This is a genomic window from Candidatus Protofrankia datiscae, assembly GCF_000177615.2.
Classification (GTDB): Bacteria; Actinomycetota; Actinomycetes; order Frankiales; family Frankiaceae; genus Protofrankia; species Protofrankia coriariae.
Genome location: NC_015656.1, coordinates 1,732,337 through 1,757,577, shown reverse-complemented (window position 1 = coordinate 1,757,577; position 25,241 = coordinate 1,732,337). Strand labels below are relative to the sequence as shown.

Annotated in this window: 17 protein-coding genes and 1 pseudogene; 6 read left to right on the top strand and 12 right to left on the bottom strand. The window is 70.4% G+C overall.

Features of this window, described 5'->3' with window-relative positions; all coding sequences use genetic code 11:
* Positions 1 to 659: 659 nt before the first annotated feature.
* The 3 genes from pepN to FSYMDG_RS07305 all read left to right on the top strand — a co-directional run bounded on the left by pepN (position 660) and on the right by FSYMDG_RS07305 (position 4,084).
* Positions 660 to 3,218 (top strand): aminopeptidase N, encoded by a 2,559-nt coding sequence (pepN, locus tag FSYMDG_RS07315; RefSeq protein ID WP_013872922.1) that lies wholly within the window; start codon positions 660 to 662, stop codon positions 3,216 to 3,218.
* Between the two features lie 195 nt (positions 3,219 to 3,413).
* A complete protein-coding gene (locus FSYMDG_RS07310; RefSeq protein WP_013872921.1) occupies positions 3,414 to 3,692 on the top strand; it encodes a FitA-like ribbon-helix-helix domain-containing protein in 279 nt (92 codons plus the stop codon).
* Positions 3,689 to 4,084 carry a type II toxin-antitoxin system VapC family toxin gene (locus FSYMDG_RS07305; protein ID WP_013872920.1) on the top strand — a complete coding sequence of 132 codons (396 nt, stop codon included), beginning with the start codon at positions 3,689 to 3,691 and terminating at the stop codon, positions 4,082 to 4,084. The genes FSYMDG_RS07310 and FSYMDG_RS07305 overlap by 4 nt, the downstream gene beginning before the upstream one ends.
* 556 nt (positions 4,085 to 4,640) lie before the next feature.
* Here the strand turns inward: FSYMDG_RS07305 and FSYMDG_RS07300 are convergent.
* The 9 genes and pseudogenes from FSYMDG_RS07300 to FSYMDG_RS07260 form a co-directional block, all read right to left on the bottom strand.
* Entirely contained in the window at positions 4,641 to 5,801 is a 1,161-nt protein-coding gene (locus FSYMDG_RS07300; protein WP_013872919.1) for an alkaline phosphatase PhoX, read from the bottom strand.
* 239 nt (positions 5,802 to 6,040) lie between these two features.
* Positions 6,041 to 6,727, bottom strand: coding sequence for an IS630 family transposase (locus tag FSYMDG_RS28100; protein WP_237702726.1), 687 nt, complete (start codon positions 6,725 to 6,727; stop codon positions 6,041 to 6,043).
* Positions 6,712 to 7,181 (bottom strand): annotated as a pseudogene (locus FSYMDG_RS29555) (helix-turn-helix domain-containing protein). The gene FSYMDG_RS28100 and the pseudogene FSYMDG_RS29555 overlap by 16 nt, the downstream one beginning before the upstream one ends.
* Before the next feature lie 608 nt (positions 7,182 to 7,789).
* Complete coding sequence (locus FSYMDG_RS07285; RefSeq protein WP_013872918.1) at positions 7,790 to 8,206, bottom strand: DUF5130 family protein; 417 nt, start codon at positions 8,204 to 8,206, stop codon at positions 7,790 to 7,792.
* Positions 8,193 to 8,561 (bottom strand): hypothetical protein, encoded by a 369-nt coding sequence (locus FSYMDG_RS07280; protein ID WP_131772331.1) that lies wholly within the window; start codon positions 8,559 to 8,561, stop codon positions 8,193 to 8,195. Before FSYMDG_RS07280 ends, FSYMDG_RS07285 begins: the two co-directional genes overlap by 14 nt.
* 238 nt (positions 8,562 to 8,799) lie before the next feature.
* Entirely contained in the window at positions 8,800 to 11,310 is a 2,511-nt protein-coding gene (gene malQ, locus FSYMDG_RS07275; RefSeq protein WP_013872916.1) for a 4-alpha-glucanotransferase, read from the bottom strand.
* Positions 11,300 to 12,946, bottom strand: a complete 1,647-nt coding sequence (locus tag FSYMDG_RS07270; protein WP_131772330.1) for a HAMP domain-containing sensor histidine kinase — start codon at positions 12,944 to 12,946, stop codon at positions 11,300 to 11,302. Before FSYMDG_RS07270 ends, malQ begins: the two co-directional genes overlap by 11 nt.
* Positions 12,947 to 13,261: 315 nt before the next feature.
* Complete coding sequence (locus FSYMDG_RS07265) at positions 13,262 to 14,005, bottom strand: response regulator transcription factor (RefSeq protein WP_043603195.1); 744 nt, start codon at positions 14,003 to 14,005, stop codon at positions 13,262 to 13,264.
* Between the two features lie 206 nt (positions 14,006 to 14,211).
* Positions 14,212 to 15,498 carry a mechanosensitive ion channel family protein gene (locus FSYMDG_RS07260; RefSeq protein ID WP_013872913.1) on the bottom strand — a complete coding sequence of 429 codons (1,287 nt, stop codon included), beginning with the start codon at positions 15,496 to 15,498 and terminating at the stop codon, positions 14,212 to 14,214.
* 317 nt (positions 15,499 to 15,815) lie between these two features.
* On the opposite strand from FSYMDG_RS07260, the gene FSYMDG_RS24180 reads away from it, so the two are divergent.
* Positions 15,816 to 16,331 (top strand): HNH endonuclease, encoded by a 516-nt coding sequence (locus FSYMDG_RS24180; RefSeq protein WP_013872912.1) that lies wholly within the window; start codon positions 15,816 to 15,818, stop codon positions 16,329 to 16,331.
* Positions 16,332 to 16,410: 79 nt separating this feature from the next.
* On the opposite strand, the gene FSYMDG_RS22870 is transcribed toward FSYMDG_RS24180, so the two are convergent.
* Positions 16,411 to 18,576, bottom strand: coding sequence for an ATP-binding SpoIIE family protein phosphatase (locus FSYMDG_RS22870; protein WP_050803385.1), 2,166 nt, complete (start codon positions 18,574 to 18,576; stop codon positions 16,411 to 16,413).
* Positions 18,577 to 18,814: 238 nt separating this feature from the next.
* On the opposite strand from FSYMDG_RS22870, the gene FSYMDG_RS07245 reads away from it, so the two are divergent.
* Positions 18,815 to 20,563 (top strand): glycoside hydrolase family 13 protein, encoded by a 1,749-nt coding sequence (locus FSYMDG_RS07245; protein WP_013872910.1) that lies wholly within the window; start codon positions 18,815 to 18,817, stop codon positions 20,561 to 20,563.
* 99 nt (positions 20,564 to 20,662) lie between these two features.
* Positions 20,663 to 21,076 (top strand): globin, encoded by a 414-nt coding sequence (locus tag FSYMDG_RS07240; RefSeq protein WP_013872909.1) that lies wholly within the window; start codon positions 20,663 to 20,665, stop codon positions 21,074 to 21,076.
* Positions 21,077 to 21,379: 303 nt separating this feature from the next.
* Here the strand turns inward: FSYMDG_RS07240 and ettA are convergent, their stop codons facing one another.
* Together ettA and FSYMDG_RS07230 are read right to left on the bottom strand one after the other, a co-directional pair.
* Positions 21,380 to 23,062, bottom strand: a complete 1,683-nt coding sequence (ettA, locus tag FSYMDG_RS07235) for an energy-dependent translational throttle protein EttA (protein WP_013872908.1) — start codon at positions 23,060 to 23,062, stop codon at positions 21,380 to 21,382.
* Between the two features lie 182 nt (positions 23,063 to 23,244).
* Complete coding sequence (locus FSYMDG_RS07230; protein ID WP_165440843.1) at positions 23,245 to 25,167, bottom strand: hypothetical protein; 1,923 nt, start codon at positions 25,165 to 25,167, stop codon at positions 23,245 to 23,247.
* Positions 25,168 to 25,241 lie beyond the last annotated feature (74 nt).

Sequence of the window (25,241 nt, the reverse complement as noted above, 5' to 3'; positions counted from 1 at the left end):
GGGTCGCTGCCTGCGCAGCAGGCACCTCCGGGGGCGGAGCCTGCGGAGGGTCCGTCTGCGGAGCCGAAGCGTCCGGAGCCGACGTGTCCGGAGCCGACGTGTCCGGAGCCGAAGCGTCCGGAGCCGAAGCGTCCGAGGGCGGGTTTTCCGAGGGCGGGGGCTCAGTGGCCGGTACCCGCGTGTCCGGCGCGGGATCATCCGGACGGGCCCGGCGTCCGCGACCGATCCTCCACTTCACGGGAGCTCCCGGTCCGCCGCCACGGTGGCCTCACTGATCAAACCCGTCACCCGCTGTGCCCCTTCCCCGGCGTCAGCCCCCGCGGTGCCACCTTCGTTCCCGTGCCACCCTGCTCGACAAGCCGGGCGTCGGCTCCGCAAACACTGCTCGAATCCCCCGTATCAAACCCGACAGCGGACGAGCTGGACAGTCGTGCGCCGTCATCGGGCAGGTCCGGGTGGAGCCGGCACGACCAGTGCGGAAGGCATGGGAGACTGGAAAGCCGTCGGGCTCTCTCCGTCGCGCCGACCGGCCCGCCAGGCCGGGACGTTCGACGCCTCGTCCCGGACCGAACAGACTCGGGCCGGCGGGCTGGAGCCAGCAGAGCCCACGGAGCAACCGGACATCGTCCGTCCACCGCCGCTGGATCGAAAGGACCTGTGTGTCAGCCAACAACCTCACCCGCGACGAGGCGCGTGAGCGCGCCCGGCTGCTCAACGTGTCCTCATATGAGGTGAATCTTGACCTGATCAGCGGTGACACCACGTTCGCGTCACGGACTGTGGTGCATTTCACCAGCACTGAGCCGGGCGCCGCCACCTTCATCGAGCTGACCGCCCCGGCCGTGCGCACGGTGACTCTCAACGGCCGCGCGCTGGACCCGGCCGAGGCACACGACGGCAACCGGATCACCCTGACGAATCTGCGGGAGGCCAACGAGCTGGAGGTGGTGGCCGACTGCGCGTACTCGAAGACGGGTGAGGGGCTGCACCGGTTCGTCGACCCGGTCGACTCCGCCGTCTACCTGTACACGCAGTTCGAGACCTACGACGCGCACCGCATGTACGCCTGCTTCGACCAGCCGGACCTCAAGGCGGTCTTCAAGCTGTCGGTGGTGGCGCCGTCGGAGTGGCGCTGTATCTCCAACGGCCGGCATCTTGAGACCACCGACGCCGGGCAGGGCCGGACCTTCTGGCTGTTCGAGCCGACACCGGTCGTCTCGACCTACATCACCGCGCTGGTCGCTGGCCCCTACCACGAGGTGCGCGACCACCACGACGGGATCGACCTCGGCCTGTACTGCCGGCGGTCGCTCGCCGAGTTCCTCGACCCCGAGGAGATCTTCACCATCACCAGGGCCGGGTTCGACTTCTACCACCGGGTGTTCGACTACCGGTACCCGTTCGGCAAGTACGACCAGCTCTTCGTCCCGGAGTTCAACGCCGGGGCGATGGAGAACGCCGGCTGTGTGACCTTCCTGGAGGACTACGTCTTCCGCGCGAAGGTCACCGAGGCCCGTCGGGAGCGCCGGGCCGAGACGATCCTGCACGAGATGGCGCACATGTGGTTCGGCGACCTGGTGACGATGCGCTGGTGGGACGACCTGTGGCTGAACGAGTCGTTCGCCACGTTCATGTCGGTGCTCGCCCAGGTGCGCTCGACCCGGTTCACCAACGGCTGGACGACGTTCGCGAACGCCGAGAAGGGCTGGGCCTACCGGCAGGACCAGCTCTCCTCCACCCACCCGATCGTCGCCGACGCCCCCGACATGGAGGCCGTGCGCACCAACTTCGACGGCATCACCTACGCCAAGGGCGCCTCCGTCCTCAAGCAGCTGGTGGCCTGGGTGGGCCAGGAGGAGTTCCTCACCGGCCTGCGCTCGTACTTCCGCCGCTACGAGTACGGCAACACCTCCCTGCGTGACCTGCTCGACGAGCTGGAGAACGCCAGCGGCCGTGACCTGACGGTGTGGTCGGCGGACTGGCTGGAGACCACCGGTGCCAACACCCTGCGGCCCCGGTTCGAGACCGGCTCCTCGGGGCTGTTCACCACCTTCGACGTGGTGCAGGAGCCGGCGTCCTCGCCGCCGACGGCGAGCGCGACCCTGCGGCCGCACCGGCTGGCGATCGGCCTGTACGACCGCGCCTCCGACGGGTCGCTGCAACGCCGCGAGCGCGTCGAACTCGACGTGGTCGGCGCGCTGACCGAGGTGCCGAAGCTCGTCGGGGCCCGGCGGCCCGACCTGGTGCTGCTCAACGACGACGACCTCACCTACGCCAAGGTTCGCCTCGACGACCGTTCGCTGGCCACGCTGATCGACTCGATCGGGACGATCCGCGAGTCGCTGCCACGCACCCTGTGCTGGGCAGCCGCCTGGGACATGACCCGAGACGCGGAGCTGGCCGCGCGCGACTACGTCAAGCTCGTGCTGTCCGGGGTGGCAGCCGAGGACGACATCGGCGTCGTCCAGTCGCTGCTGGCAAAGGCCCAGCTCACCATCAACACTTACGGGGATCCGGCGAACCGGACGCGGGCCCTGCGCGAGCTGTCCGCCCGTGTCGAGGAGCTGCTGCGCGCCGCCGCGCCCGGCAGCGACCTGCAACTGGTGCACGCGACCACGTTCGCCCACGCCGAAGAGCCCGACCAGGTCGCACGGATCCGCGCGATCTTCGAGGGCACCGACGTCGTCGACGGCCTCGTGCTGGACACCGAACTGCGCTGGACGCTGCTGATCCAGCTGGTGGCGCGCGGCGTCTACGGCCTTGCGGAGATCGAGGCGGAGCTCGCCCGTGACCGGACGGCGACCGGCGAGAAGCGGGCCGCCACCGCCCGTTCGGCCCGCCCGACCGCCGAGGCGAAGGCCGCCGCCTGGTCAGCGGCGATCGACTCCGACACGCTGTCGAACCACCTGCTCGTGGCGACCCTGGGCGGTTTCTGGATCCCCGGCCAGGAGGAGCTGACCCGGCCGTACGTGAGCCGTTTCTTCACCGAGATCGGCGAGATTTGGCGGACGAGGACCTTCGACACCGCTCAGACGATCACGCAGATGCTCTTCCCGTCCGCGATCGTCGAACCGGCGACGGTGGAGGCGGTGGACGCCTACCTGGCCGAGGCCGATCCCGGCCCCGCCCTGCGCCGGGCCCTGGTCGAGGGCCGCGACGGCCTGCTGCGCGCCCTGCGCGCCCGCGCCAAGGACGCCGAAGCCGCCGCCAGTTCCTGATCCCACTGATCCCGCTGAAACATCCACAACCAGACGCCGCGAACACCGACAACGAAGACCATCCGGACCGCACGCTCCGCGGCTTGGCAGGGTACTTGGAGGGGTGGGCACGACTCCCATCCCTCCAAGGCCAGGAGCCTCCGCCAGGTCCGGAGCGGCCCGGTTTCCACTTGACCATGCCTGCAGAATGCAGGCATGACGGTTACCATCACGATACGTGATGTTCCGGAGGACGTGCGAGACGCGCTGAGTGAGGACGCCCGCCGGCAGGGGCAGTCCCTGCAGGCATTCCTGCTGGGCATGCTCACCCGTCAGGCGCGGTTCGCGCGGAACCGGCGGATACTCGCGGCGGTCGAGCGTGAGCTCGCGGGCGGCGACGGAGCCGGCCCAGATGCACCTGACGCCGCACAGGTCCTCGCGGCCGCCCGCGCCCAGCGTAACGGCGGCCGGCCCGACAGCGACAGCGCCGGTTGATCGTCGTTGACGCGTCCGTCCTGGCGAACGCGCTGGTCTACGCCGACGAGCGCGGCCAGCGGGCACGGGTGGCGCTGGGACACGACACCGAGTGGGCGGCACCCGAACACTGGATGGTCGAGGTCTTCTCCGTGATGCATGGCCTCACGCTCGGTAAGAAAATCAGTGAAGAGCGGGCGCGTAGCGCCATCGCCCGGCTTCCTCATCTCGGGGTGGACCATGTCCGTATCGATGCGCTGCTGCCTCGCATGTGGCAGCTTCGATCCGGGATCAGCGGCTACGACGCCGCATATGTCGCGCTCGCCGAAGCGCGCGATCTTGCTCTGGTGACTTCCGACAGCCGGCTGGCCCGCGCCGCGATGCCGTTCTGCGCCGTACGGCTGGTGGAATAGCCGTCCGGCCGGTGGAACAGCTGTGGCCATTCGGTGAGCAGGCTGCGGAGTCCCATCGGGAGTCCCCCATCGGGAGTCCCCCATCGGGAGTCCCATTGCGGGGCGGCACACTACAGACTTCCGCACCCTGCGCGCCCGCGTCAGGGACGCCGAAGCCGCCGCCTGCTCCTGAGCCAGCCGACGACGGTTCAATAGGTCAGAAGGCGGGGGACCAGGAAGGCGCTACCGGAACCAGGAATTTCCAAAGCTCGCAAACGTCCACAGACAGACAGCTCACCATCCTCCGTGTCAATCTGACAGACCGTGACATACCCAAGCCTGGGCTACCGGGAATGTCCCAGGCCACTGACGTGGAGAAGAACGACCATGAGCCGTGCAAGCTCGCGATCGTCGGTATCCAGCCGAGGACGGTCGACTGCTACGGGAGTCCAGTGGCACCGCTGGGTGGTTGAGCCGCTGGGCGGGCGAGCCTGTGGCCTGCCCTGTCCGGCTGGGAGCACTCCGCACCCGGCCGGACAGGCCGCGCCGGTCCGTCGGTCGGCCTGACCTGGTCGGGTCAGGTGCGGAAGGGGCCGGTGATCTCGAAGGTGATGCCGCCGGAGGCGGAGTCGGTGGTGCCTCGCTGGGAGGAGAAGTACAGCCGCTGGCCGTTCGGGGTGAAGGCGGGGCCGGTGATTTCGGACGAGTTGTGGCCCACCAGGCGCAGGAAGGGAGCCACGATGTCGTCCGGGGTGATGATGCAGATCTCCAGGTTGCCGCCGTCCTCGGCGACGTACAGGTCGCCGTATGTCGACCCGGTGATGTTGTCGACGCCGGTCAGCGGGGCGGAGCCGGGAGACACCAGCGAGTCGTCGTAGGCGAGTTCGAACGTGTTGGTGTCGACGTGCAGCTCCCACACCCGGTTGTCGCCCTTGGTGGTGAACCAGGCGGTGTTGTTCGCGTAGTGGACGCCCTCGCCGCCGTTGAAGTGCTTCGCGCCGGACACCTGGTTGCGGGTGGCGGTCGGTGAGCCGTCCACGTCCGGGACGGTCTGCCAGGTGAACGTCCCGGACGTGCCGCTGCCGGCGACCAGCACCTCAAGGGTGCCCGCGGAGAGATTTCCCCAGGTGGTCGGACGGAACCGGTAGAAGCAGCCGTCGGTCTGGTCCTCAGTCAGGTAGATGACCTGGCGGACCGGGTCGGCCGCGGCCGCTTCATGCTTGAAACGGCCCATGGCCGGACGGCTCACGGCGGACGCGCCGGTGGCCGGGTAGGTCTCCCAGACCTGCCCTGTGGAGGTTTCCTCGCACGACAACCAGGTGCCCCAGGGGGTCGCCCCGCCCGCGCAGTTGGAGCTGGTGTTCGAAAGGATCCGCTGGGCGGAGATGATGGTGCCACTGGAGTTGAACCGCAGCACCGAGACGCCACCGCCACCGCTACCGACCTCGGAGTTGGACGCGTATATCCAGCCCGTGCCGTTCGGGAAGACCGCGCCGCCGTCCGGGGCGTTGTGCCAGGTATAGCTGGTCCCGGAGACCACCTGGCTGGAACGGGCGACGATGCGGCTGGTAAAGCCACTGGGAAGCATGACACCATTGGCGTCGGCGGACAGCAGCGATCCGTAGGGGCTGGGACCGTTCTGGGCGGGAGCGGCCAGAGCCGTGTCCCACATCGCGCCGGAAAAGGCGAGAACACCCGCTCCGGCGACAGCGGAACGCAAGAATGTTCGCCGTTCCATTACCGACCCCCAAAATACGGTGACAGCGCCGGGCCGGCGGCGGTGAATTCCCTGCTCTTTCGTCGCCGACAGCCCTTCCGGACGGGATTGTCCGGGCCGTCGGTAACACTAGGACGAAACCGGTGGACGTAGGAGGAAAACGGCGATGAACATCAGGAAACCGTCCGAAAACAACATGGAAAAGAAATGGAAAGGAAGGCACCGGCTGCCGGCGGGCCCGTACTAGTAGACTGTCGCCGCTAATGTGTGGGGTATAGGTGGCGGAGTTTGGTGCGGGCGTCATCGGTGGTGAAGTGCCAGTTGACTTGGCGCTGGTTGGCGTTGACGGCTGTCTGCCAGGCGTCGAGTTCGGTGTTCAGGACGTCGAGGGTGTCGATGCGGCGGTCGAGGCATTGGCGGGTCAGGGCGGCGAGTTCGATTTCGGCGATGTTGAGCCAGGAGCCGTGTTTGGGGGTGTGGTGGATCTCGAGTCGTTGCGCGAGTGCGAACGCGACGGCCGGGTCGAAGGCCTCGTAGAGCGAGGAGATGTCGTGGGTGTTGAGGTTGTCCATGACCAGCACGACCCGTTCGGCGTCGGGGTAGTCGAGGGTGAGCAGGCGCCTGACGTGGTGTGCCCAGTCGATCCTGGTGCGCCGTGGGGTGGCCTGGACGCGGCGCCAGCCGGCGAGTGGCTCGACCCAGCAGAAGATCGAGCAGGTTCCGTGGCGCACGTACTCGGAGTCCTCGCGCCGGTCACGCCCTGGCGTGGCGGGGATCGGGTCGCGGGCGTGGGCCAACAGCTGGTAGGGCTTCTCGTCCATGCACACCACGGGCACGCCCGGGTTGTGGGGCCGGGCGTAGACCGCCAGAACGTCTTCCATCCGCGCGGCGAACTGCGCGTTCGCCCTCGGTGGGATGGTCCAGCACTTCCTCAGATGAGGACGCAACCTCGTTTTTTTAAGACCCGGCCGATGGTGGAATGGTCCAGGTCCGGGATGTCGGCGACCAGCGCGACGTGCTTTTCCAACAGCCGCAGCGACCAGCGTGCATAACCAGCCGGTGGCTGCGAGCATGCCAGCGCGATCAGTCTGGCCTCAACCTCGCCGGTCACCGGGGAAGGCACCGGGGGAAGCTCCCGTGCCTTCCGACCGATCGTGGCCCCACATCCCCACCGGTCTCGGTGAACCGCTTCGCGACCAGCCGCAGCGTCTCACCCGAGACCCCGACCCGGACCACGAGTTCTTCTTGGGAGGCAACCGGGCCGACCGAGGTGTCCAACGCGAGCAGGACCCGCGCCCGCCGGATCATCGACGCCGGATGAACCCCCGTCGAGGTCACCCGAACCAACTCGTCACGATCAGCCTCGGTCAAGGTGACCGGCCACTTCTTCTGCGAACCCACGACACAGTCCTGACCGGCAGAGGGACGGGGAGACCTGCCAGACCCAACCCTCTCACCCAGACACAAGACACACCAGAACTAAGCAGCGACAGTCTAGTAGTTTGCGGTCAGCCAATGTTCACCCTGTCCGCCACGCCCGGGCGGGGCCCCTGGCGGCGTTGCCAGAATCCTCGTGTAGCGCCGCTACACGACGGTTCCCGACGCCTTGCCAGGACCACCTGGACGCGACGGCCAGAGCAGACACCGGCTGACGCGGTATCAGGAAGAACGAACAGGGATCGCGAAATCCGCGGGACCCGGACGAACACGGCCGTCCACCGCGCACGGAAAAAATCGCGTGTTCTTCGGCTGTTCGGGAGGCCGCTGAACAACGACGCCCGCCCTGTCCACGGGAAAACTGGTGACGTCAACCGGGACATGTTGGCCAGGCAGCCCGACCGGGCATGGCGCCGGCCTACGGCCCCGGAGCGGGCCTGGCATACAACATCGCGATCGCGCCTACCACGACACGATCGCGATTCGGGCGGTGCACGACATCCGACAAGCTGTGTCCGACAAGCTGTTGTCCAACAGCCGCTGCCCCACAAGCCGCTGCCCGACAAACCGCCTCAGAGCGAGACCAACACCCTGGTCGGCCCGCCGTGGGAGGCGGACGGGTCGGGGCCGGCGGCGTCGGCCAACTGGCGCAGGCCGTTGACGATCCCGTTGACGATGTCGCCGAGGGCGAAACTGGAGGTCATCGTCAGGACGGCAAGCCCGGCGGCCTGGTCGGTGACGCGCTGTCTGGCCCCCCGCGTCGTCCCGATGTGGACGAACCGCTGGCCGGGAGAGACCAGGATGGCGACAGCCGGATCGCTCGGGCGTCCCACCAGGTTGGCCAGCAGCCGTTCGGCGAACAGCGCCGGGTCGTCGTCGACGGCGCCCACCCGGACGGCGAACCGGATGCCGGTGCGGGCCTGCGCTACCGCCCGCGCCCGTTCGAGCCGGTCGCGCTGCTCCCAGGTGAAGGGCTCACCAGCTGCCACTGGCACCGCCCGCGCCGGGTGAGGCCACGTGCGGGTGCTCACCTTCGGCGGCGGCCGCGGGCGGATCCCCGACCCAGACCTCGTCATGCTCCCAGGACCGCCCCGGCCGGTAGCGGGACGGGCCGCTGCCCCGGCTCGACAGCAGCGTGAGCCCGATCGCGACCAGGAACCCGCCGATGATCGTCCCGCCGTAGACGGCCCAGGCCTCCAACGGCGTGAGCGGATCGGGACTGTACCGATCCCCGATGTCCTGCGCCAGGGCGGCGCCGCACATCGCGGGAAGAGCGAGAACAGCCAGCGTCACGACGGTGAGTACGCGGCGGGTGGTGGTCAGCCGAGGACGTCGACGAGTCACGTTGCGAAGGTTACCGGGTGATTGGCCCATGGTCGCCTGAAACCGAGTCCAGGCGGTACGCCCCGCCAGGCAGCCCAGCCCGACCACGGCCTGATCATTACTTTACGTAGCAAAGTCCATCGTCTGCTGTCGCCTTCGGCCGCTGCCACCGCCGGCCGCCGGCGCCTTCGGCCACCATCACCTCCAGCCGGCCGTGTCGCCTCCCTCCAGCCGCCGTCGCCGTCGCCGTCGGCCACCGTCACGCCCGCCGGGCCTGTTCGCGCACCTGGGCGAGCAGCCCGGCCAGGCGGTGTACCCGCGGGTCGGCCCGCAGCCGCTCCACGGTGACGGACCGGCCGTCGGCGTCGGTCACCGGCAGCCGCCAGTTCGGGTACGCGTCCACGGTGCCGGGCAGGTTCGGTTGACGCAGGTCACCCAGGGCGTCGCCCGGCGCCGCGAGCACGATCCGTGCCGGCGAGCGGACAAGCAGGCCGTGCAGGGCGAAAGCAACCTCGCGCAGCGCCGACTGGTCGAGATCGTCCACGGCGGTGGGAGCCACGGCCAGCAGGCCCTCGGCCCGCAGCAGCGCGATCAGCGCGTCCCGTTCCCGCCGCCATGCCCGCAGCTCGGCATCTGGTGAGTGTCGCAGCAGGCCACGGCGGGCCCGGACCCGCACGTGCGCGCCGGTGAGGTAGCCGGCGACGGTGGGCAGGTCGTGGGTGGTGATGCTCGCCATCGCCGGTTCCCGCCAGCGTCGCGGCGGCAGCGGCTCACCGTCGGCGTCGCGTTCGAACCAGGCGACGGTCGAGCCGAGCACCCCGGCGCGGGCCAGCCGCGCCGCGACCGAGGACTCGACCGTGCCGAGATCCTCACCGACGACGAGCGCCCTGGCCCGGGCCGCCTCGAGCGCGAGCAGGCCGAGCATGGCGTCGGCGTCATAGCGGACGTAGGTACCCGCCGCCGCGGAGTTCCCGGTCGGGATCCACCACAGCCGGAACAGGCCGAGGACGTGGTCGACCCGGATGCCGCCACCCCGGCGGAGCACGGCGGCGACCATCTGCCGGAACGGCGCGTAGCCGGTCTCCGCCAGCCGGTCGGGCCGCCATGGCGGCAGCGCCCAGTCCTGGCCCTGCTGGTTGAACCCGTCCGGGGGCGCGCCCACGGTCGCACCGGCGGCGAAGACGTCCCGCAGCGCCCAGGCGTCCGCGCCACCCGGATCCACGCCGACCGCGAGGTCGTGCACGATACCGACGGTCATCCCGGCGTCGCGGGCGGCTGCCTGCGCGGCGGCGAGCTCGGCGTCGCAGGCATGCTGCAGCCAGCGGTGGAAGGCGATCCGTTCCCGCAGCTCGACGCGGGCGGCGGCGACGGCGGGGCTGTGCGGGTCGCGCAGGTGCGCCGGCCAGCGCCGCCAGTCCGGGCCGTGCCGTTCGGCAAGAGCGCACCAGGTCGCGAAGTCGGTGAGGCCGTCGTGCCCTGTCTCCGGTCCGTCCGCCTCGCCGGGTCCAGCGACCTCTCCGGGCCCGGAGACACTGAACAGCAGCTCCAGGGCGGCGAGCTTGGCCCGCCACACCGCGTCCCGGTCCAGAAGCCCGGCACGGCCCGCGGCCGGCCCGGCCTCCCCCGGGTCGTCCCCCGCCAGCCCACCATGTTCCGGGCTGCTGTCCGCGGGTTCGACGGCCACCAGCCCGGTATCCGCGGGCTCGCCGTCCCGCGGCTCGTCCGCCGGCGGTGGGTCGGCGGCGGCCGCGGCGCGGGCGGTGGCGGCGAGCTGGTCGACCCGGGTCCGGGTGGCGGCGTCCGCCCGGGCGTATTCGGGCAGGTCCTGCGGATGCAGGTACAGCGGGGAGGCGAAGCGTCGGCTCGCCGGAAAGTACGGGGACGGTTCGACGGGAAACGTCGGGGCGGCCGCGTGCAGCGGATTGACCAGCAGCACGTCGGCGCGCCCGCCCTCCTCGCCGCCGGACCAGGCCGCGAGGTCGGCGAGGTCGGCGTAGTCGCCCATCCCCCACGAGCCGGCCGACCGCAGCGCGTACAGCTGGATCATCCATCCCCAGGCCCGGCCGGGAACGGCCCCGGCCGGGCCGGGCACCGCGTCCGGCACGACGACGAGCTGTGCCGTGGCTGTGACGGCACCGGCCCGCAGCCGCAGCACATGATCGCCCAGTGGCAGGCCCGCGGGCAGGGCCAACGGGACGCCGAGGAGTTCCCGGCCGTCGACCCGCCGCCGCCCGACGGTCGCGCCCCATCCGGTGAGGTCGCGGCGCCCACCGTCCTCGAGCTCCAGCTCGGCGACGGGGACCGTGCCGGCGGGCACCCGCGCGATCACCGGCGTGGGCGCGGACCGCCGTACGATCACACAGGCGGGCAGCGGACGCCGCCACGGCGCGTCACGAGCCGTGGCAAGGGCCGCGGCCGGGTCCGCCGTGTCGACGTCGAGCAGGCCGAGCACCGCCCGCACGACCTGCGGGTCGACGGCGACCTCCCGGTCGTCGGCGTCGACGTAACGGGTGGCGACGCCGTACACGTCCGCCAGCTCCGCCAGCGGCGGGTCGATGCCGCCGGCCCGGACGGCGCGGCCATTCCCCGCGGCCTGGCCAGCGGGGCCGCTGCCGGCACCGCTGCCGGCGCCCGGACCGCTGCCGCTTCCTGCGCCGGTCCCCCTGTCGGTGCCGTTCCCGATACCGGCATCGGGACCGGTGCCGGTATCTGAGCCGCCGCTACTGTCAGTGCTGCTGCCGGTGCTGCTGTCGCTGTCGTCAGAGGCCACGGCCGAATCCTCTCGCCCGCCGGGGCCCGTGGTCGGACGCCCGGGCGAACCCGGCCGGCCCTGCCGAGCTGACCTCGTCCCAACCGCCGGGAAGACCACCGTCGCTGCCCGCCTCGAACGGTGCCGACCACAACACGTCCCCGGGAACCGGCAGTGACAGCCGCATGCGCGCGCCTCCGCGCGGAGCCTCCTCGGCCCGCACGCTTCCGCCGTGCATGGCCGCGGCATCGGCGACGATGGCCAGACCCAGCCCGGAGCCGGGCAGCCCGCGCGCGGACGCGGCGCGGTAGAACCGGTCGAAGACCCGCAGGCGCTCCTCCGGCGCGATGCCCGGACCCTGATCGGTGACGACGACCTCGCCGTTCCCGACAGCCACCAGCACCTCACCCTGCGGAGGGGAGAACTTCACCGCGTTGTCGAGCAGGTTCGTCACAGCCCGTTCCAGCATGTGCGGCCGCCCGTCGACAGGGGACGAGACCGCGGTCACCACGATCTGGACGTTCTTCGCCTTGGCCCGCCGGCGTACCCGCTCCGCCGCGGCATGGACGATCTCGGTCAGGTCGGTGCGTTCCACGTCCTCGGGGGGAGCTTCGTCGCGGGCCAGTTCGACCAGTTCGCTGACCAGCCCGCTGAGTTCCCGGATCTGGGCGTCGACGTCACGCAACAGGGCGTCCCGGTCGTTCGCGGGCAGCGCGCGCCGCGGGTTGGCCTCCGCCCGCAACAGCAGTTCGATGTTGGTGCGCAGGCTGGTCAGCGGGGTGCGCAGCTCGTGGCTGGCGTCGTCGACGAGCTCGCGCTGGCGGGCCCGGGATGCCTCCAGTGCCCGCAGCATGCTGTTGAGGCTGCTGGCCAGCCGGGCAATCTCGTCACTGCCAGTGACAGGTATCAGCGCGGACAGGTCCTGGGTGCGGGCCACTTCCTCGGCGGCGGCCGCGGCTGCGTTCACCGGTTTGAGGGACGCCCGCGCGATCAGCCTGCCCAGCAGCACCGCCCCGGCCACGCCGGCCACGCCCACCCCCAGCAGGATCAGCCCGAGGGTGCGCAGCGTCCTGTCGACGTCGGCCATGGGTCGGGCCAGCTGGATCGCGCCCGGGGTGCGGCCGGGGACGAACAGCAGGGGAACGGTCGCCACCCGGTAACGCGCACCATCCACGGTGACGGTACGCAACTGTTTGTCCGTGACCCCCTCGGCCACGGCGAGGTCGGTGTCGTTCACCGGCAGCGTCACCGACTGCCCCGCCCAGGTGGCCGTGCTGCCGTCCTCGAGAATGATCTGGGCCGGCAGGCCGAAGTTGGATCCGGTCAGCCATCGCGGGCCGCGAGCGCCCGGTGGCATGCTCGGCATGACCGTCCGGGCCACCGCCTGGGCCTGCTCGGTCAGCTGGTCGTCGATGGAGTTGTTGAGCACGATCCCGGTCGAGGCGAGCGCCACGCCCGCGACCACGGCCACGACGGCGGCCACCGCGACGCCGATCAGCACCACCATCCGGTTGCGCAGCGACAGATGGCTGTGTGCGAAACGCCGCCGCCAGGATGTCCTGTCCGCGGCGGCGTGTCCGGGACTTCCGATTCCGGCCGTCTCCACCGGCGCCCCCTGTTGCCACCCGGTGGTGTCCGGGCCGGGCCAGGCACTCATCCTGACCGCGCCGTCATGCCGGCGCCTTCACAACAGGCCAGAGCGTGACCGAGCGAGACGCGGCCGAGCGGGGCGCGACCGGCCAGGAGGCGGCGGGCCGGGACGTGACGGGCCGGGAGCCGGCCCGGTCACGGCGGCCGGGACGTCGTCCGTGCCTGTCCAACGCTTCCTCCCGCCGTCCGTCACACCCGGGCCTGCCGTGTCACCGGCGGCCGTACCCGCCCATACCCTCCTCGCATCGCACCATCCGTCACGCCGTACCGTCCGTCACGCCGTACCGTCCGTCACGCCGTACCGTCCGCGGCGCGCTGCCGGTCATGCCGTCTCCCGCAGGACATAGCCGACCCCACGGACCGTGTGCAGCAGCCTGGGCTCGCCGCCGGCCTCCAGCTTGCGGCGCAGATAGCTGACAAACACCTCAAGGGAGTTCGAGGACGGACCGAAGTCGTAGCCCCACACCCTCTCCATGATCGTCGAACGTGACAGCACCTGGCGCTGATGGGCCAGGAAGAGCTCGAGCAGGTCGAACTCGGTCTTGGTGAGGGTCAGCTCACGGTCACCACGGGTAACCTGCCGGCTGCCCGGGTCGAGCCGGACGTCGGAGAACGTCAGCACCTGCGGCCGCCCCGGGCCGGGGCCGGCGGAGTCCGCGGACCCGCCGGCGGCCACCGCGGCGGCGCTGGCCGCCCGGGCCGACAGCGACGCCCGGCGGGTGAGGGCACGCAGCCGGGCGAACAGCTCCTCCAACGCGAACGGCTTGACCAGATAGTCGTCGGCCCCGACGTCCAGACCGCTCACCCGGTCGGCAAGCCCGTCACGGGCAGTAAGCATGAGGACGGGTAGGTCGTCACCGCGGGCCCGCAGCCGCCGGCAGGCCTCCAGGCCGTCCACCCGCGGCATCATCACGTCGAGCACGACGATGTCCGGCCGGTCGCGGGTGACGGCGTCCAGCGCCTCGGCGCCGTCCTGGGCGGAGCTGACCTCGTAACCTTCGAACCTCAGCGACCGTTCGAGGGACTCCCGGACCGCCGGCTCGTCGTCGACCACCAGTACACGCACATCACACAGTCTGCCCGGCCCACACCGTGGCGGGAGCCGGTGCGAGCAACTCTCAGCTTCGCCTACCGTGATCCTTATCAGCGGTTCAGCTACCAGCCGTGTACCGGCCGCGCTCCCGCCGGTCGTGCTCCCACCGACCACGCTCCCCCGGCCGTCCGGCCCCGATGGCGGAGCCGGCACGGCCGTGGAGCGCCGCGCAGGCGGGCTCAGCTGGAGCCGGACGCCGGACCGGATGACCGGCCGACCGGTGAGCGCGCGGGTCGGGGCAGCTCCGCGATGGGCCCGCTGTCGGTCACGTTGGCCGCCGCCCGCGGGTCGGCGCCGCCGTCCTCCTCCTCGTCGGCGCCCGGCCTCTTCTCCTCCTCATCATCGTCGATCATGACGACCTCGCTGCGCTGGACGCTGCCGAGTTCGATGCCCTCGGCGTCCAGCGCCGCACGGAAGCGCTCCCGCAGGGCGCGGGCGATGTCCCACTGCTTCAGCGGCTGGGTCTTGACGATGACGCGCAGTGTGTAGCCGTCCGCGGTCATCGTCTCCATCCCCCACACCTCGGGTTCTTCGAGGATGGCGGCGGCGAACCGCGGATCCGTCCAGAGCTTGTCCGCCGTCCGTTTGAGGATCCGCTTGGCCGTGGCCACGTCGGTGTCGTAGTCGAGCGGTACGTCGAGCACTGTCCGTGCCCACTGCTGGCCCTTGTTCCCCACCCGGGCGATCTCGCCGTTGCGCACGTACCAGACGGTGCCCTCGACGTCGCGCAGGCGGGTGACGCGCAGGCTGACCGCCTCGACGTTCCCACTGACCGGCCCCACGTCGATCACGTCGCCCACCCCGTACTGATCCTCCAGCAGCATGAACATGCCGGCCAGGAAGTCCCGGACGAGGTTCTGCGCGCCGAAGCCGACCGCGACACCGACGATCCCGGCGCTGGCCACGATCGGCGCGAGGTTGATGTCCAGCTCGCCGAGGATCGTCACGAAGGCGATCCCGAAGACGATGATGGACGTGACGCTGCGCAGCAGCGATCCGACCGTCTCGGCGCGCTGCCGGCGCCGCTCCAGCAGCACGGTGGGATCGCCGAAGGCGCCCAGCAGCACCGTGCGCCCGGAACGCAACAACCCTCCCGAGTTCCCGCTGGAGGCCCGGCGGGTCGTCCGGACGATGAACCGGTGCAGCAGCGACCGGATGAGGAAGGCCGCCACCAGGATCAGCACGATCTTCAGCGGGGTGCCGACGAAGACGTCGGCACCCCCGGCGAGGTACTGACTGTGGGTGATGTCGTAGACCGTCCGGCACAGCACCCCGGGCTGGTCTCCGCAGGCGTTCTGCAGCGCGTTCCTGAGCTGGTCCAGGCTGGACGGCGGCGGGATGTCGGTCGGGGTCGGTACGGGCGCGCTCACGGACGCGGCGGGCGATGGCGCCGCGCTCGACGCCTCGGCCGCCGAGGGCAGTAACGACCCGAACGACTGGGCAAGCAGGAACGGGGAGTTGGCCACGGCCTCCAGTCAGCTCCTCACACGTGATCGGTTGGCGAATGTTCCGATGGACGTCCCCCGGGGATCCGGCCGCGTCCAGTCTTACCTGTGGGCGTCAGCCCCCGGACGAGGGGGCTGACGCCCGGCTATGACGCGCCGACGACGATCTGTCACACTGAGCGTGTGAAACACGAGCCGAGTTGCGCGGTGTGTCAATGATTACCTGACGACAATCGCGAACCCACTCGCGTTCGGGGCCCGAAGGCGGTTGACTGTCTCAGTGTCACCGGTGGCTAGCTTGTGACGGCCGCCATCCGGTAGGGCGAGGAGGTCGGCGCGTGACAGAGGCGCTGGTTCTCAATGCCACGTATGAACCGTTATGCGTGGTTTCACAGAGGCGTGCGCTGGTGCTCGTGCTCACCGAGAAAGCAGTCATGGTCGAGCCCGGGGACAAGGTTCTCCATTCGGCCACGTACACGGTCGAGGTGCCTGTCGTTGTGCGACTGGCCCGGTTCGTCCGTGTACCTTACCGCTCGCAGGTCCCCCTCACCCGCAAAGGGGTGCTAGCTCGGGACCATCACCGTTGCGTCTACTGTGGTGCGCCGGCGACATCGCTGGATCACGTCATCCCCCGCTCCCGCGGGGGCGCGCATGTATGGGAGAACGTGGTGGCGGCCTGCGGCCGCTGCAATCATCTGAAAGCCGACCGGGCAGTTGCCGATCTCGGTTGGCGGCTTCGCACGGCGCCTCGAGCGCCGAGCGGAGCCGCTTGGCGCATTCTGGGCAGCCGTCGGATGGATCCACGCTGGTCGCGCTATCTCAGCTCCGACGGCGACGAGGCCGCGTCCGCCTGACCTCGGGCGGACGGCCGGCCTCGCCGGGGTAACAGCGTCCTGTCGAGATGGCAGCGTCCGTCGGGGTGGCAACGTCCCGTCAGGGTGACGGCGTCCCGTTGGTGTCGCCGCTCGCCGGGATCGCCAGATCGAACCACACCCGTTTGCCGTCGCCAGTGGTTTCCACACCCCACCCGCGCGCGAGCATATCGACGATCTTCAGGCCCCAGCCCGACTCCCCGTCATCGCCCGAGACCCGTCGAGGCATCCGGGTACCTTCCCGATCATCGACGCTGACCCGTAACCGGTCCCCCTCCTGGTGGACGCGTAACACCAGATCGCTGCGGGCGTGCAGCACCGCGTTCGTCACCACCTCGCTGACGAGCAGCAGGGCGTCGTCCGCGACAGCGGCGAGACGCCGCCCGGTGAGGACCCGCCCGACCACCGAACGGGCCCGGACTGCCGACTCGGGCTCGGCCGGCAGCGCCACGTCCACCAGCGCCGGCCGGGACGGATAGGTGGTCATCACCAGCAGTGCCGTGTCGTCGTCGGTCTGCACGGCCACCCCGGCGGCGGCCAGGCACCGGCGCAGCAGCGCCCGCGCGGAACCGGACGAAGAAGCCCCCGCGGCGGGCACCCCGGCGTCCACCGCCGCCATACCCTCTCCCGTGCACCCCGCCGTGCCCTCCGCCGTGCACTCCGTCGCGTTCTCCATCGCCTTGGCCAGCCCGCGGCGCAGCCGGTCCATGCCGTCCTCGAGCGGACGCCTGCGCGACTCGACGAGCCCGTCGGTGTACAGCACGATGCCGGAGCCGGGCGGAAGCTCCAGCGACGTCTCCGAGAACACCCCGACACCGCCGACGCCGAGCGGCAGGCCCGGGTCGAGGACCAGGTAGTCCGGCTCCTCGTCGGGCATGACCAGCAGCGGTGGCAGATGCCCGGCGTTGGACACGGTGGCCCGCCGGGCCGCCGGGTCGTAGACGATGTACATGCAGGTCGTCAGGTGCAGCCCGGGCAGCGAGTCCACCACCCGGTCGAGCCGGGTGAGCAGTTCGGCCGGCGGCCAGTCCTCCAGCGCGTACGCCCGCAACGCCGCCCGCAGCTGCCCCATCACCGCGGCGGCGTGCAGGCCGCGCCCCATCACGTCCCCGATCGCGATCCCGACCCGGCCGCCGGGCAGCGCGATCACGTCGTACAGGTCGCCGCCGGCCTCCGTCCCGGCCGTTCCGGGGCGGTATTCCATCGCGATCTCCACCCCGTGCAGCGCAGGTGGGTTTTCCGGCAGGAGCGAGCGTTGCAGGGTGAGCGCGGACTCCTGTTCGACGCTGTAGAGCTGCGCGTTGTCGAGCGCGGCCGCCCCCCGCCGGGCCAGATGCTCGGCAAGGCTGATGTCGACGGGGGTGTACGTCTCCGAGCGGCGCAGCAGGGTGACAGCGCCGAGCACCCGGCCATGCCCCGGCATCGGAACGGTGATGATCGGCCCCTTCAGGAAGTCGGGGAAGGGGATGTCCGTCATCCCCGTCGGGGACATCCGCGCCAGCAACTCGTCGGTCAGGTACGGCATGTACCAGGTCTGGCCCGTCCGCAGGACGAGGCCGGGCCCGTCCTCGCTGTCCAGCGTCGGCAGCCGGGAGGGGAGGAAGTCACGCAGGAACCCGGCGGCCCGGCTGTCGCGGTGCATGATCGTGCCGAGGCGTACCTTCTCGCCGTCCCGGAGGAAGACGATGACGCCGTCACCGAGCCGTGGTACCGCCAACGCCGCGATCATATCGATGATCCGCTGTGGGTCGAGGGATCTCGACAGCACCAGCCCGGCGTCGGACAGATAACCCAGATGCTCCAGCTCAAGCCGGTCGGGGACCCGCTCACGGGGACGGCCCAGGATCTGGCGCAGCGGCATCTGGCCCAGTGACCAGGTCTCCCGGCCGATCTCGGCCAGGACGGCTCCGAGCCGGCCCGCCGCCGTCCCGGTACGCGCTGCCCCCGTCCGGCCAACGGTCGCCCGGCCAGCGGTCGCCCGGCCGGCGTCCGGCTGGACCTCGTCCGGACGGACGGGGCCGCCCACCGTGCCGCCGGCTCCGGCCGCGCCGCGGGCGGCCGGAGCGCGGCCGGCCCCGCTGTTCCCACCGACGTCGCTGGCAGCGCCGGCATCGCCACCGCCGCCGGCGACGAATCTACCGCTGAACGTACGGCCGCTCAGAACGCCGCCGAGGCGTCCGGTTCGCTCATACACAGCCTGCCGGACAAGCACGAACGGACTGCGCACACCTTTTGAAGTCAGTTGATAACGTGCCGTCACCTCCTCCACCTGGCGAAGTCTAGTTCGGTTATCGGATACCGTGCCTGGCGACAGCCTCCTCAGCAGCCGGCCGAAGGCGGTTCGATCATTCGATATTCCGCGTCCGAAAGCCATCCTCACGATCGCCGGAAGGATCCGACGACGTTCGACGACGTTCATCGAGAGACGCCGGACAACGACAAATCCCCCGGGATTGGATGAGGCCATGGCTGACTGGTGGCTCGACGCAGTGCTGTACGAGGTCTACATCCGCAGCTTCACCGACTCCGGCTCCGACGGGGTCGGTGACCTCGCCGGCATCACCACCCGCCTGCCCTACCTGCGCGACCTCGGCGTGGACGGGATCTGGATCACTCCGTTCTACCGTTCCCCCATGGCCGACCACGGCTATGACGTCGCCGACCACCGTGCCGTCGACCCGCTCTTCGGCGACCTGGCCGCCTTCGACGCGCTGCTCACCGAAGCGCACCGGCACGGGCTGAAGGTGCTCGTCGACCTCGTCCCGAACCACTCCAGCAACGCCCACCCGGCCTTCCGCGCCGCGCTGGCCGCCGGCGCCGACGCACCAGAACGGGACCTGTACATCTTCCGCGACGGACGCGGCGCGGACGGCGACGAGCCACCCAACAACTGGGTGTCGGTCTTCGGCGGGCCGGCGTGGACCAGGGTCGCCGACGGCCAGTGGTACCTGCACCTGTTCGCGCCGGAACAGCCCGACTGGAACTGGCGGCACCCCCGCGTCCGCGACGACCACGACGCCACCGTCCGGTTCTGGCTCGACCGCGGCGTCGACGGCTTCCGCATCGACGTCACCCACGGCCTGATCAAGAACGACCTGCTGCCGGACAACCCGCCGCCTCCGCCCGACGGCATCCCCTTCTTCCGCGAGCGGGCCGAGCCCCACCACTGGGACCAGGAAGGCGTGCACGAGATCTACCAGCGCTGGCGCGCGATCGTCGAGGACTACCGCCGCCGCGACGGGCGGGCCAGGATGCTCGTCGGCGAGACCTGGGTGGCCGACCCCCAGCGGCTGGCCCGCTACGTGCGTCCCGACGAACTGCACCTGACATTCGCCTTCTCACTGCTGACCGCCTCCTGGTCGGCGCCGGCCTGGCGGACGGCGATCGCCGCGGACCTGGCCGCCACCGCCGAGGTGGGCGCGCCCACCACCTGGGTGCTGGCCAACCATGACGTCACCCGGCCGGCGAGCCGGTACGGCAGCGGCGAGACCGGCCTGCGCCGGGCCCGCGCCGCGCTGCTGACCCTGCTCGCGCTGCCCGGCCCGGTCTTCCTCTACCAGGGCGACGAACTGGGCCTGCCCGAGGTGGACGTGCCGCCGGCATACCGGCAGGACCCCGTCTGGGAGCGCTCCGGGCACAGCCGTCCCGGCCGGGACGGCTGCCGGGTCCCCCTGCCCTGGTCGGGGCAGCGAACGCCGTACGGGTTCAGCGCGGACGGCGTGCCGCCGTGGCTCCCCCAGCCCGACGGCTGGGCCGAGCTGACCGTTGCCGCGCAGGCGCCCGACCCGCTGTCGACACTGGTCCTGGCGCGTGGGGCGCTAGCGTTACGACGGGCGCTGCCCATGCTCGGCGCCGGCCGGCTGCGCTGGCGCGACGACACCCCGCCCACGGTCCTGGCCTTCGACCGCCCGGCGCCGCCGAGCGCCTCCGACGCACCGCCGGGCGCTTCTGGCGCGCTGTCCGGGGCATCCGACGCACCATCCGGCGCGACCGGCGCATCGTCGGAGACGTCCCACACGCGCCGCCCGGCCGACACCCTGCCGGGCACCTCCGGCGTGACCGGCCTGACCTGCGTCATGTCCACCGCCGACGCAGAGGTCGACCTGGTCATACCCGGACGTCTCGTCCTGGCCAGCAGCCCGGTCGGCTACGACGGAACCACCCTCACGCTCCCCCCGGACACGACGGTCTGGCTCGCGCCGCACCCCCGCTGATGCGGCGGGCAGCAACCGATGATCTGAAAAGATGCCGTTGGCCGCATCGGGGATGCCGTTGACCGCATCGGGCTCGCTGCCCACGATCCGTCCAGCACAATGGTCGCTGTGACCCAGCAACCGTCCGCGGCCCGTCCGACAGACACCTTCTACGACGCGGTAGGAGGCGAGGAGACCTTCCGCCGGCTGGTAGCCCACTTCTACGCAGGGGTTGCCGAAGACCCGTTGCTGCGCCCGCTCTACCCGGAGGGGGACCTCTCCGGCGCGCAGGAGCGGCTGCGGATGTTCCTCGTCCAGTACTGGGGCGGGCCGTCGACCTACAGCGAGCAGCGCGGGCATCCCCGGCTGCGACTGCGGCACGCGCCGTTCGCGATCGGCCCCTCCCAGCGGGACGCCTGGCTGGTCCGGATGCGGGCTGCCGTCGACGAGCTGAACCTGCCCCCGGAGCACTTCCAGCCCCTCTGGGACTACCTGACGATGGCCGCCAACTCCCTGGTCAACCGCCCGGCGTAACCCCGGCAAGCACGCTCGTACCCACCTTAAGTACCTTAGGTAACGGGCCGTAATGGACGCCGCCCATGCGTCGGTGGGCACTGGCCGGCGGGCACTCACCGCGAAGAAGATCCGCACGATTCCGCACGATTTTGTCACTGTGCACGCAGAAACGTCCGAAAAGCGTACACAGCAACAAACTCGTGCCAATCATGGCCTGTGCGGGTGGTTGCGGACGGAATTCGCGCACCACCCGGCCGGCGCCGCTGGGAGGAGAATTCTTTTGCCCTCGTCCCAGCAGCCGCGCGGTGGCGGCCCCGGGAGCTAGTCCCGGGTGAGTTTGCGGTAGGTGACCCGGTGGGGACGGGCCGCTTCGGCGCCCAGGCGGTCGACCTTGTTCGCCTCGTAGTCCGCGAAGTTCCCCTCGAACCAGAACCAGCGGGCCGGATCGGCGTCTGTGCCCTCCCAGGCGAGGATGTGGGTGGCGACACGGTCGAGGAACCACCGGTCGTGCGAGATCACCACCGCGCTGCCGGGAAACTCCCCGAGGGCGTCCTCCAGGGAGCGCAGGGTCTCGACGTCGAGGTCGTTGGTCGGCTCGTCGAGGAGCAGCAGGTTGCCGCCCTTCTTGAGGGTCAGTGCGAGGTTGAGCCGGTTGCGCTCCCCGCCGGAGAGGACACCGACGGGTTTTTGCTGGTCAGGCCCTTTGAAGCCGAACGACGACACGTAGGCGCGGCTGGGCAGCTCGACCTTGCCCACGACGATGTGGTCGAGCCCGTCGGAGATGACTTCCCACACGTTCTTCTTCGGGTCCAGGCCCGCACGGTCCTGGTCCACATAGGAGATCCTGACGGTCTCCCCGATGGTGAGCTCACCGGCGTCGGGGGCCGCCTGGCCGGTCAGCAAGGTGAACAGGGTGGTCTTGCCGACGCCGTTCGGGCCGATCACGCCGACGATGCCGCCGCGGGGCAACGAGAACGACAGGTCGTCGATGAGGAGCCGGTCGCCGAAGCCCTTGCGCAGCTTCTTCGACTCGATCACGACGCTTCCCAGGCGCGGGCCGGGCGGGATCTGGATCTCCTCGAGGTCACGGGGACGCGCCCTGTCGGCCTCGGCCGCCAGTTCCTCGTATCGGGAGAGTCGCGCCTTGCTCTTGGCCTGGCGGGCTTTCGGGTTCGAGCGCACCCACTCCAACTCCTGGGCGAGGACGCGCTTGCGCTTGGCGTCCTTGCCACCCTCGACCTTGAGCCGAGCGGCCTTGGTCTCCAGATACGTACTGTAGTTTCCCTCGTACGGATAGGCATGACCGCGGTCGAGCTCAAGGATCCAGCCGGCGACGTTGTCGAGGAAGTAACGGTCGTGGGTGACCGCGAGCACGGCTCCCGCGTAACGGGCCAGATGCTGCTCCAGCCAGGCGACGCTCTCGGCGTCCAGATGGTTCGTGGGCTCGTCCAACAGGAGCAGATCGGGGGCTTCGAGCAGGAGCTTGCACAACGCGACCCGGCGCCGTTCTCCGCCGGAGAGTCTGGTCACGTCGGCGTCGCCGGGAGGCAGGCGCAACGCGTCCATCGCCTGGTCGAGCTGGCTGTCGAGCTCCCAGGCGTTCGCCGCCTCGATCCTGTCGATGAGGGCCGCCTGCTCGGCGAGGAGGGAGTCGAAGTCCGCGTCCGGCGCGGCCATCTTCTCGTTGATCTCCTCGTACCGGGCGAGGACCGCGCGGATCTCCCGGACGCCGTCCTCGACGTTGCCGCGGACGTCCTTCGTCTCGTCCAGCGGCGGTTCCTGCGCGAGCATGCCGACGGTGGAGCCGGGGCTCAGCGTCGCGTCCCCGTTGCTCGGCTGGTCAAGACCAGCCATGATTTTGAGCAGCGACGACTTGCCCGCGCCGTTCGGACCGACGACGCCGATCTTCGCGCCGGGCAGGAACGACAGGCTGACGTCGTCGAGAACGACTTTGTCACCGTGGGCTTTGCGCACTTTGCGCATCTGGAAGACGTACTGCGCCATGCGGTCAACCTTATGGGTCTGGTGGGCCTGTCGGTCCGGCGGACCCACTGACCGGGTGAATTCGGACGGATACCGCGGGACGGCCGTGGCCCGGCCCGCTCGGGCTACACCCCCGTCCGTTCGCCACTTGTCCGCCTACCCCGTCGCTGTCCGGCCCATCCCAGTGGCCCTCGGTTCGCCTGTCAGCTCGCTCTGAGGCGGATCGTCGGCATCGCTCCCGATCCCACCGCGCCCACCTGGCCCTCCGACACCAGGACGCTGACCGTGCCCTGTCTGGAATCGACCCGGACGGGCAGGTCCACCTGGTCGAGGAGACGTTCACGACCGTCTCCCGCCGGGGTGTAGAACACCTTCAGCGTCACCGAACGATCATCCTTCATGGCCGGAACATCACGTGTGGTCGGAACATCGCTGACTTTTGAACGAGGTCCGAGGGCGGTCGCGTCCACCCCGCCGGGGCTGATGATGAGCCGGCTGCTCAGTGGCCGGTCCGGGTTCATCGAGAAGGAGCTCCGCCTGCCATCCGCGGTCACCTCGATACGGGCCGCTCGGGTGCCGGCCGGTACCGCCGCGCTGACGCCGACGGCAACGTTCACCCCGTCGACCACCCGCAGACGCTCCAGCCATCCCGCCGACGGCGATGACAGCGTCCGGTTGTAACCGATGGCCAGCCTGAGCAGGTACGGCGACCGGTCCGGATGGTCGGCGACGACATCGAAGTCGGCCTGCTTCCGTGACACCGCGTACAGCACCCGGTCATCCAGCGTCGGCGAGTTGGCCACCACCGACGTTGGGTGCATGAGAAACGCCGGGTCGACCGAAACGATGACCAACGTCGGACCGGGCCGAGCATTGATCATATTCGACAGATTGCGATCACGCTGGGTGAACTCCATGTTGTCCTGCGACGCGACGACCAGGATGAACCCGCTGAGGGCAAGACCCGCGACGGCAACGAGACCGGTGGTACGCGGCCACGCCGACGCCATGTCCACCAGCCCGCGGGCTCCGAACAGGACGAGCGTGACCAGCACCGGCATGAGGTAGAAGGGGCCGATGCAACGGGTGCCGCCCCACAGTTCGGCTGCGTTCCAGGCGCCCCAGAACGCCACATACCCAATGATCAGGAGCAGGGCGCCGACACCGACGGTGAGCGCCGGAGCGGTCATCCGCCGGCGGATGACCGTCGCGACCGACAGGACCGCGAGGACGACCCCGCCGCATGCCCAGGCACCGAGCAGCCAGAGATGATCACCGATCGCGGTGAGCCCTTCGACCAGCCCGAAGTGGTGGGCGGTGTCGGTGGGGAACAGTCGGCGGACCCCGAAGCCCAGCTTGTCCTCAGGCTCCAGCAGCGCGAACGGAAGCTGGAAGGGGTTGCCCGTCGCCGCGGCGTTGTAGCTGAGCAGCAGTGCGAACGGAGCGGCCAGCCCCGCGCCCACCCAGCGCAGCATCCACCACCGCCGTCCACGCGCGCCCCGGCACACCGTCCACAACACAAACGGGCCGAGGACCAGCACGACGTCGTACGGGCGTACCGCTGCCGCAAGCCCCAGGGCCAGCCCGGCCCCGACGAGCGGCACCCGACGACGGGTACGCAGGCCACGGAGCAGTCCGAACACCACGCATTCGGACAGGACGAGCACCGGCAGGTACGGCAGCAGCATCGCGCTCTGAAGGAGCACCAGCGGTGACAGAGCCAACAACCAGGCTGCGACGGCGGCGGTCCGCCGGTCGTCGAGCAGTTCGACCCCGACAAGGTAGGTCATTTCGACCGCAGCGGCCACGACGAGGGCGAGCGCCAGGGCCGTCCCACCCGTGATCACCAGGCTCAGGGCCAGCAATCCGGCGACCACAGGGGTGTACTTCAACACATAGTGGCCGTCGGTAACTATCGCCAGCCACGGCGCGTAGGAGTCGGCCGACGGTGGCGCTGGCGGGAACAGGTCGCCTCCCGCCAACGTCTGGGCCTGTAGCCAGTAGAGCGCCTCGTCGTTGTTGATTGACTGGTAGGGAAAGAGGTGCTGATTGATCAGCACCGCGGCGACGGCGCTGAGCAGGGCCGCTACCGCCACCGTCCAGCCAGGCCCGGATACCGCGGCCAACCGCGATCGCGCAGCCGCGAGCGGGGCCCGCCACCTCGGCCCGTGATCCGCCCGACCGTCCGACCCGCGGTCGG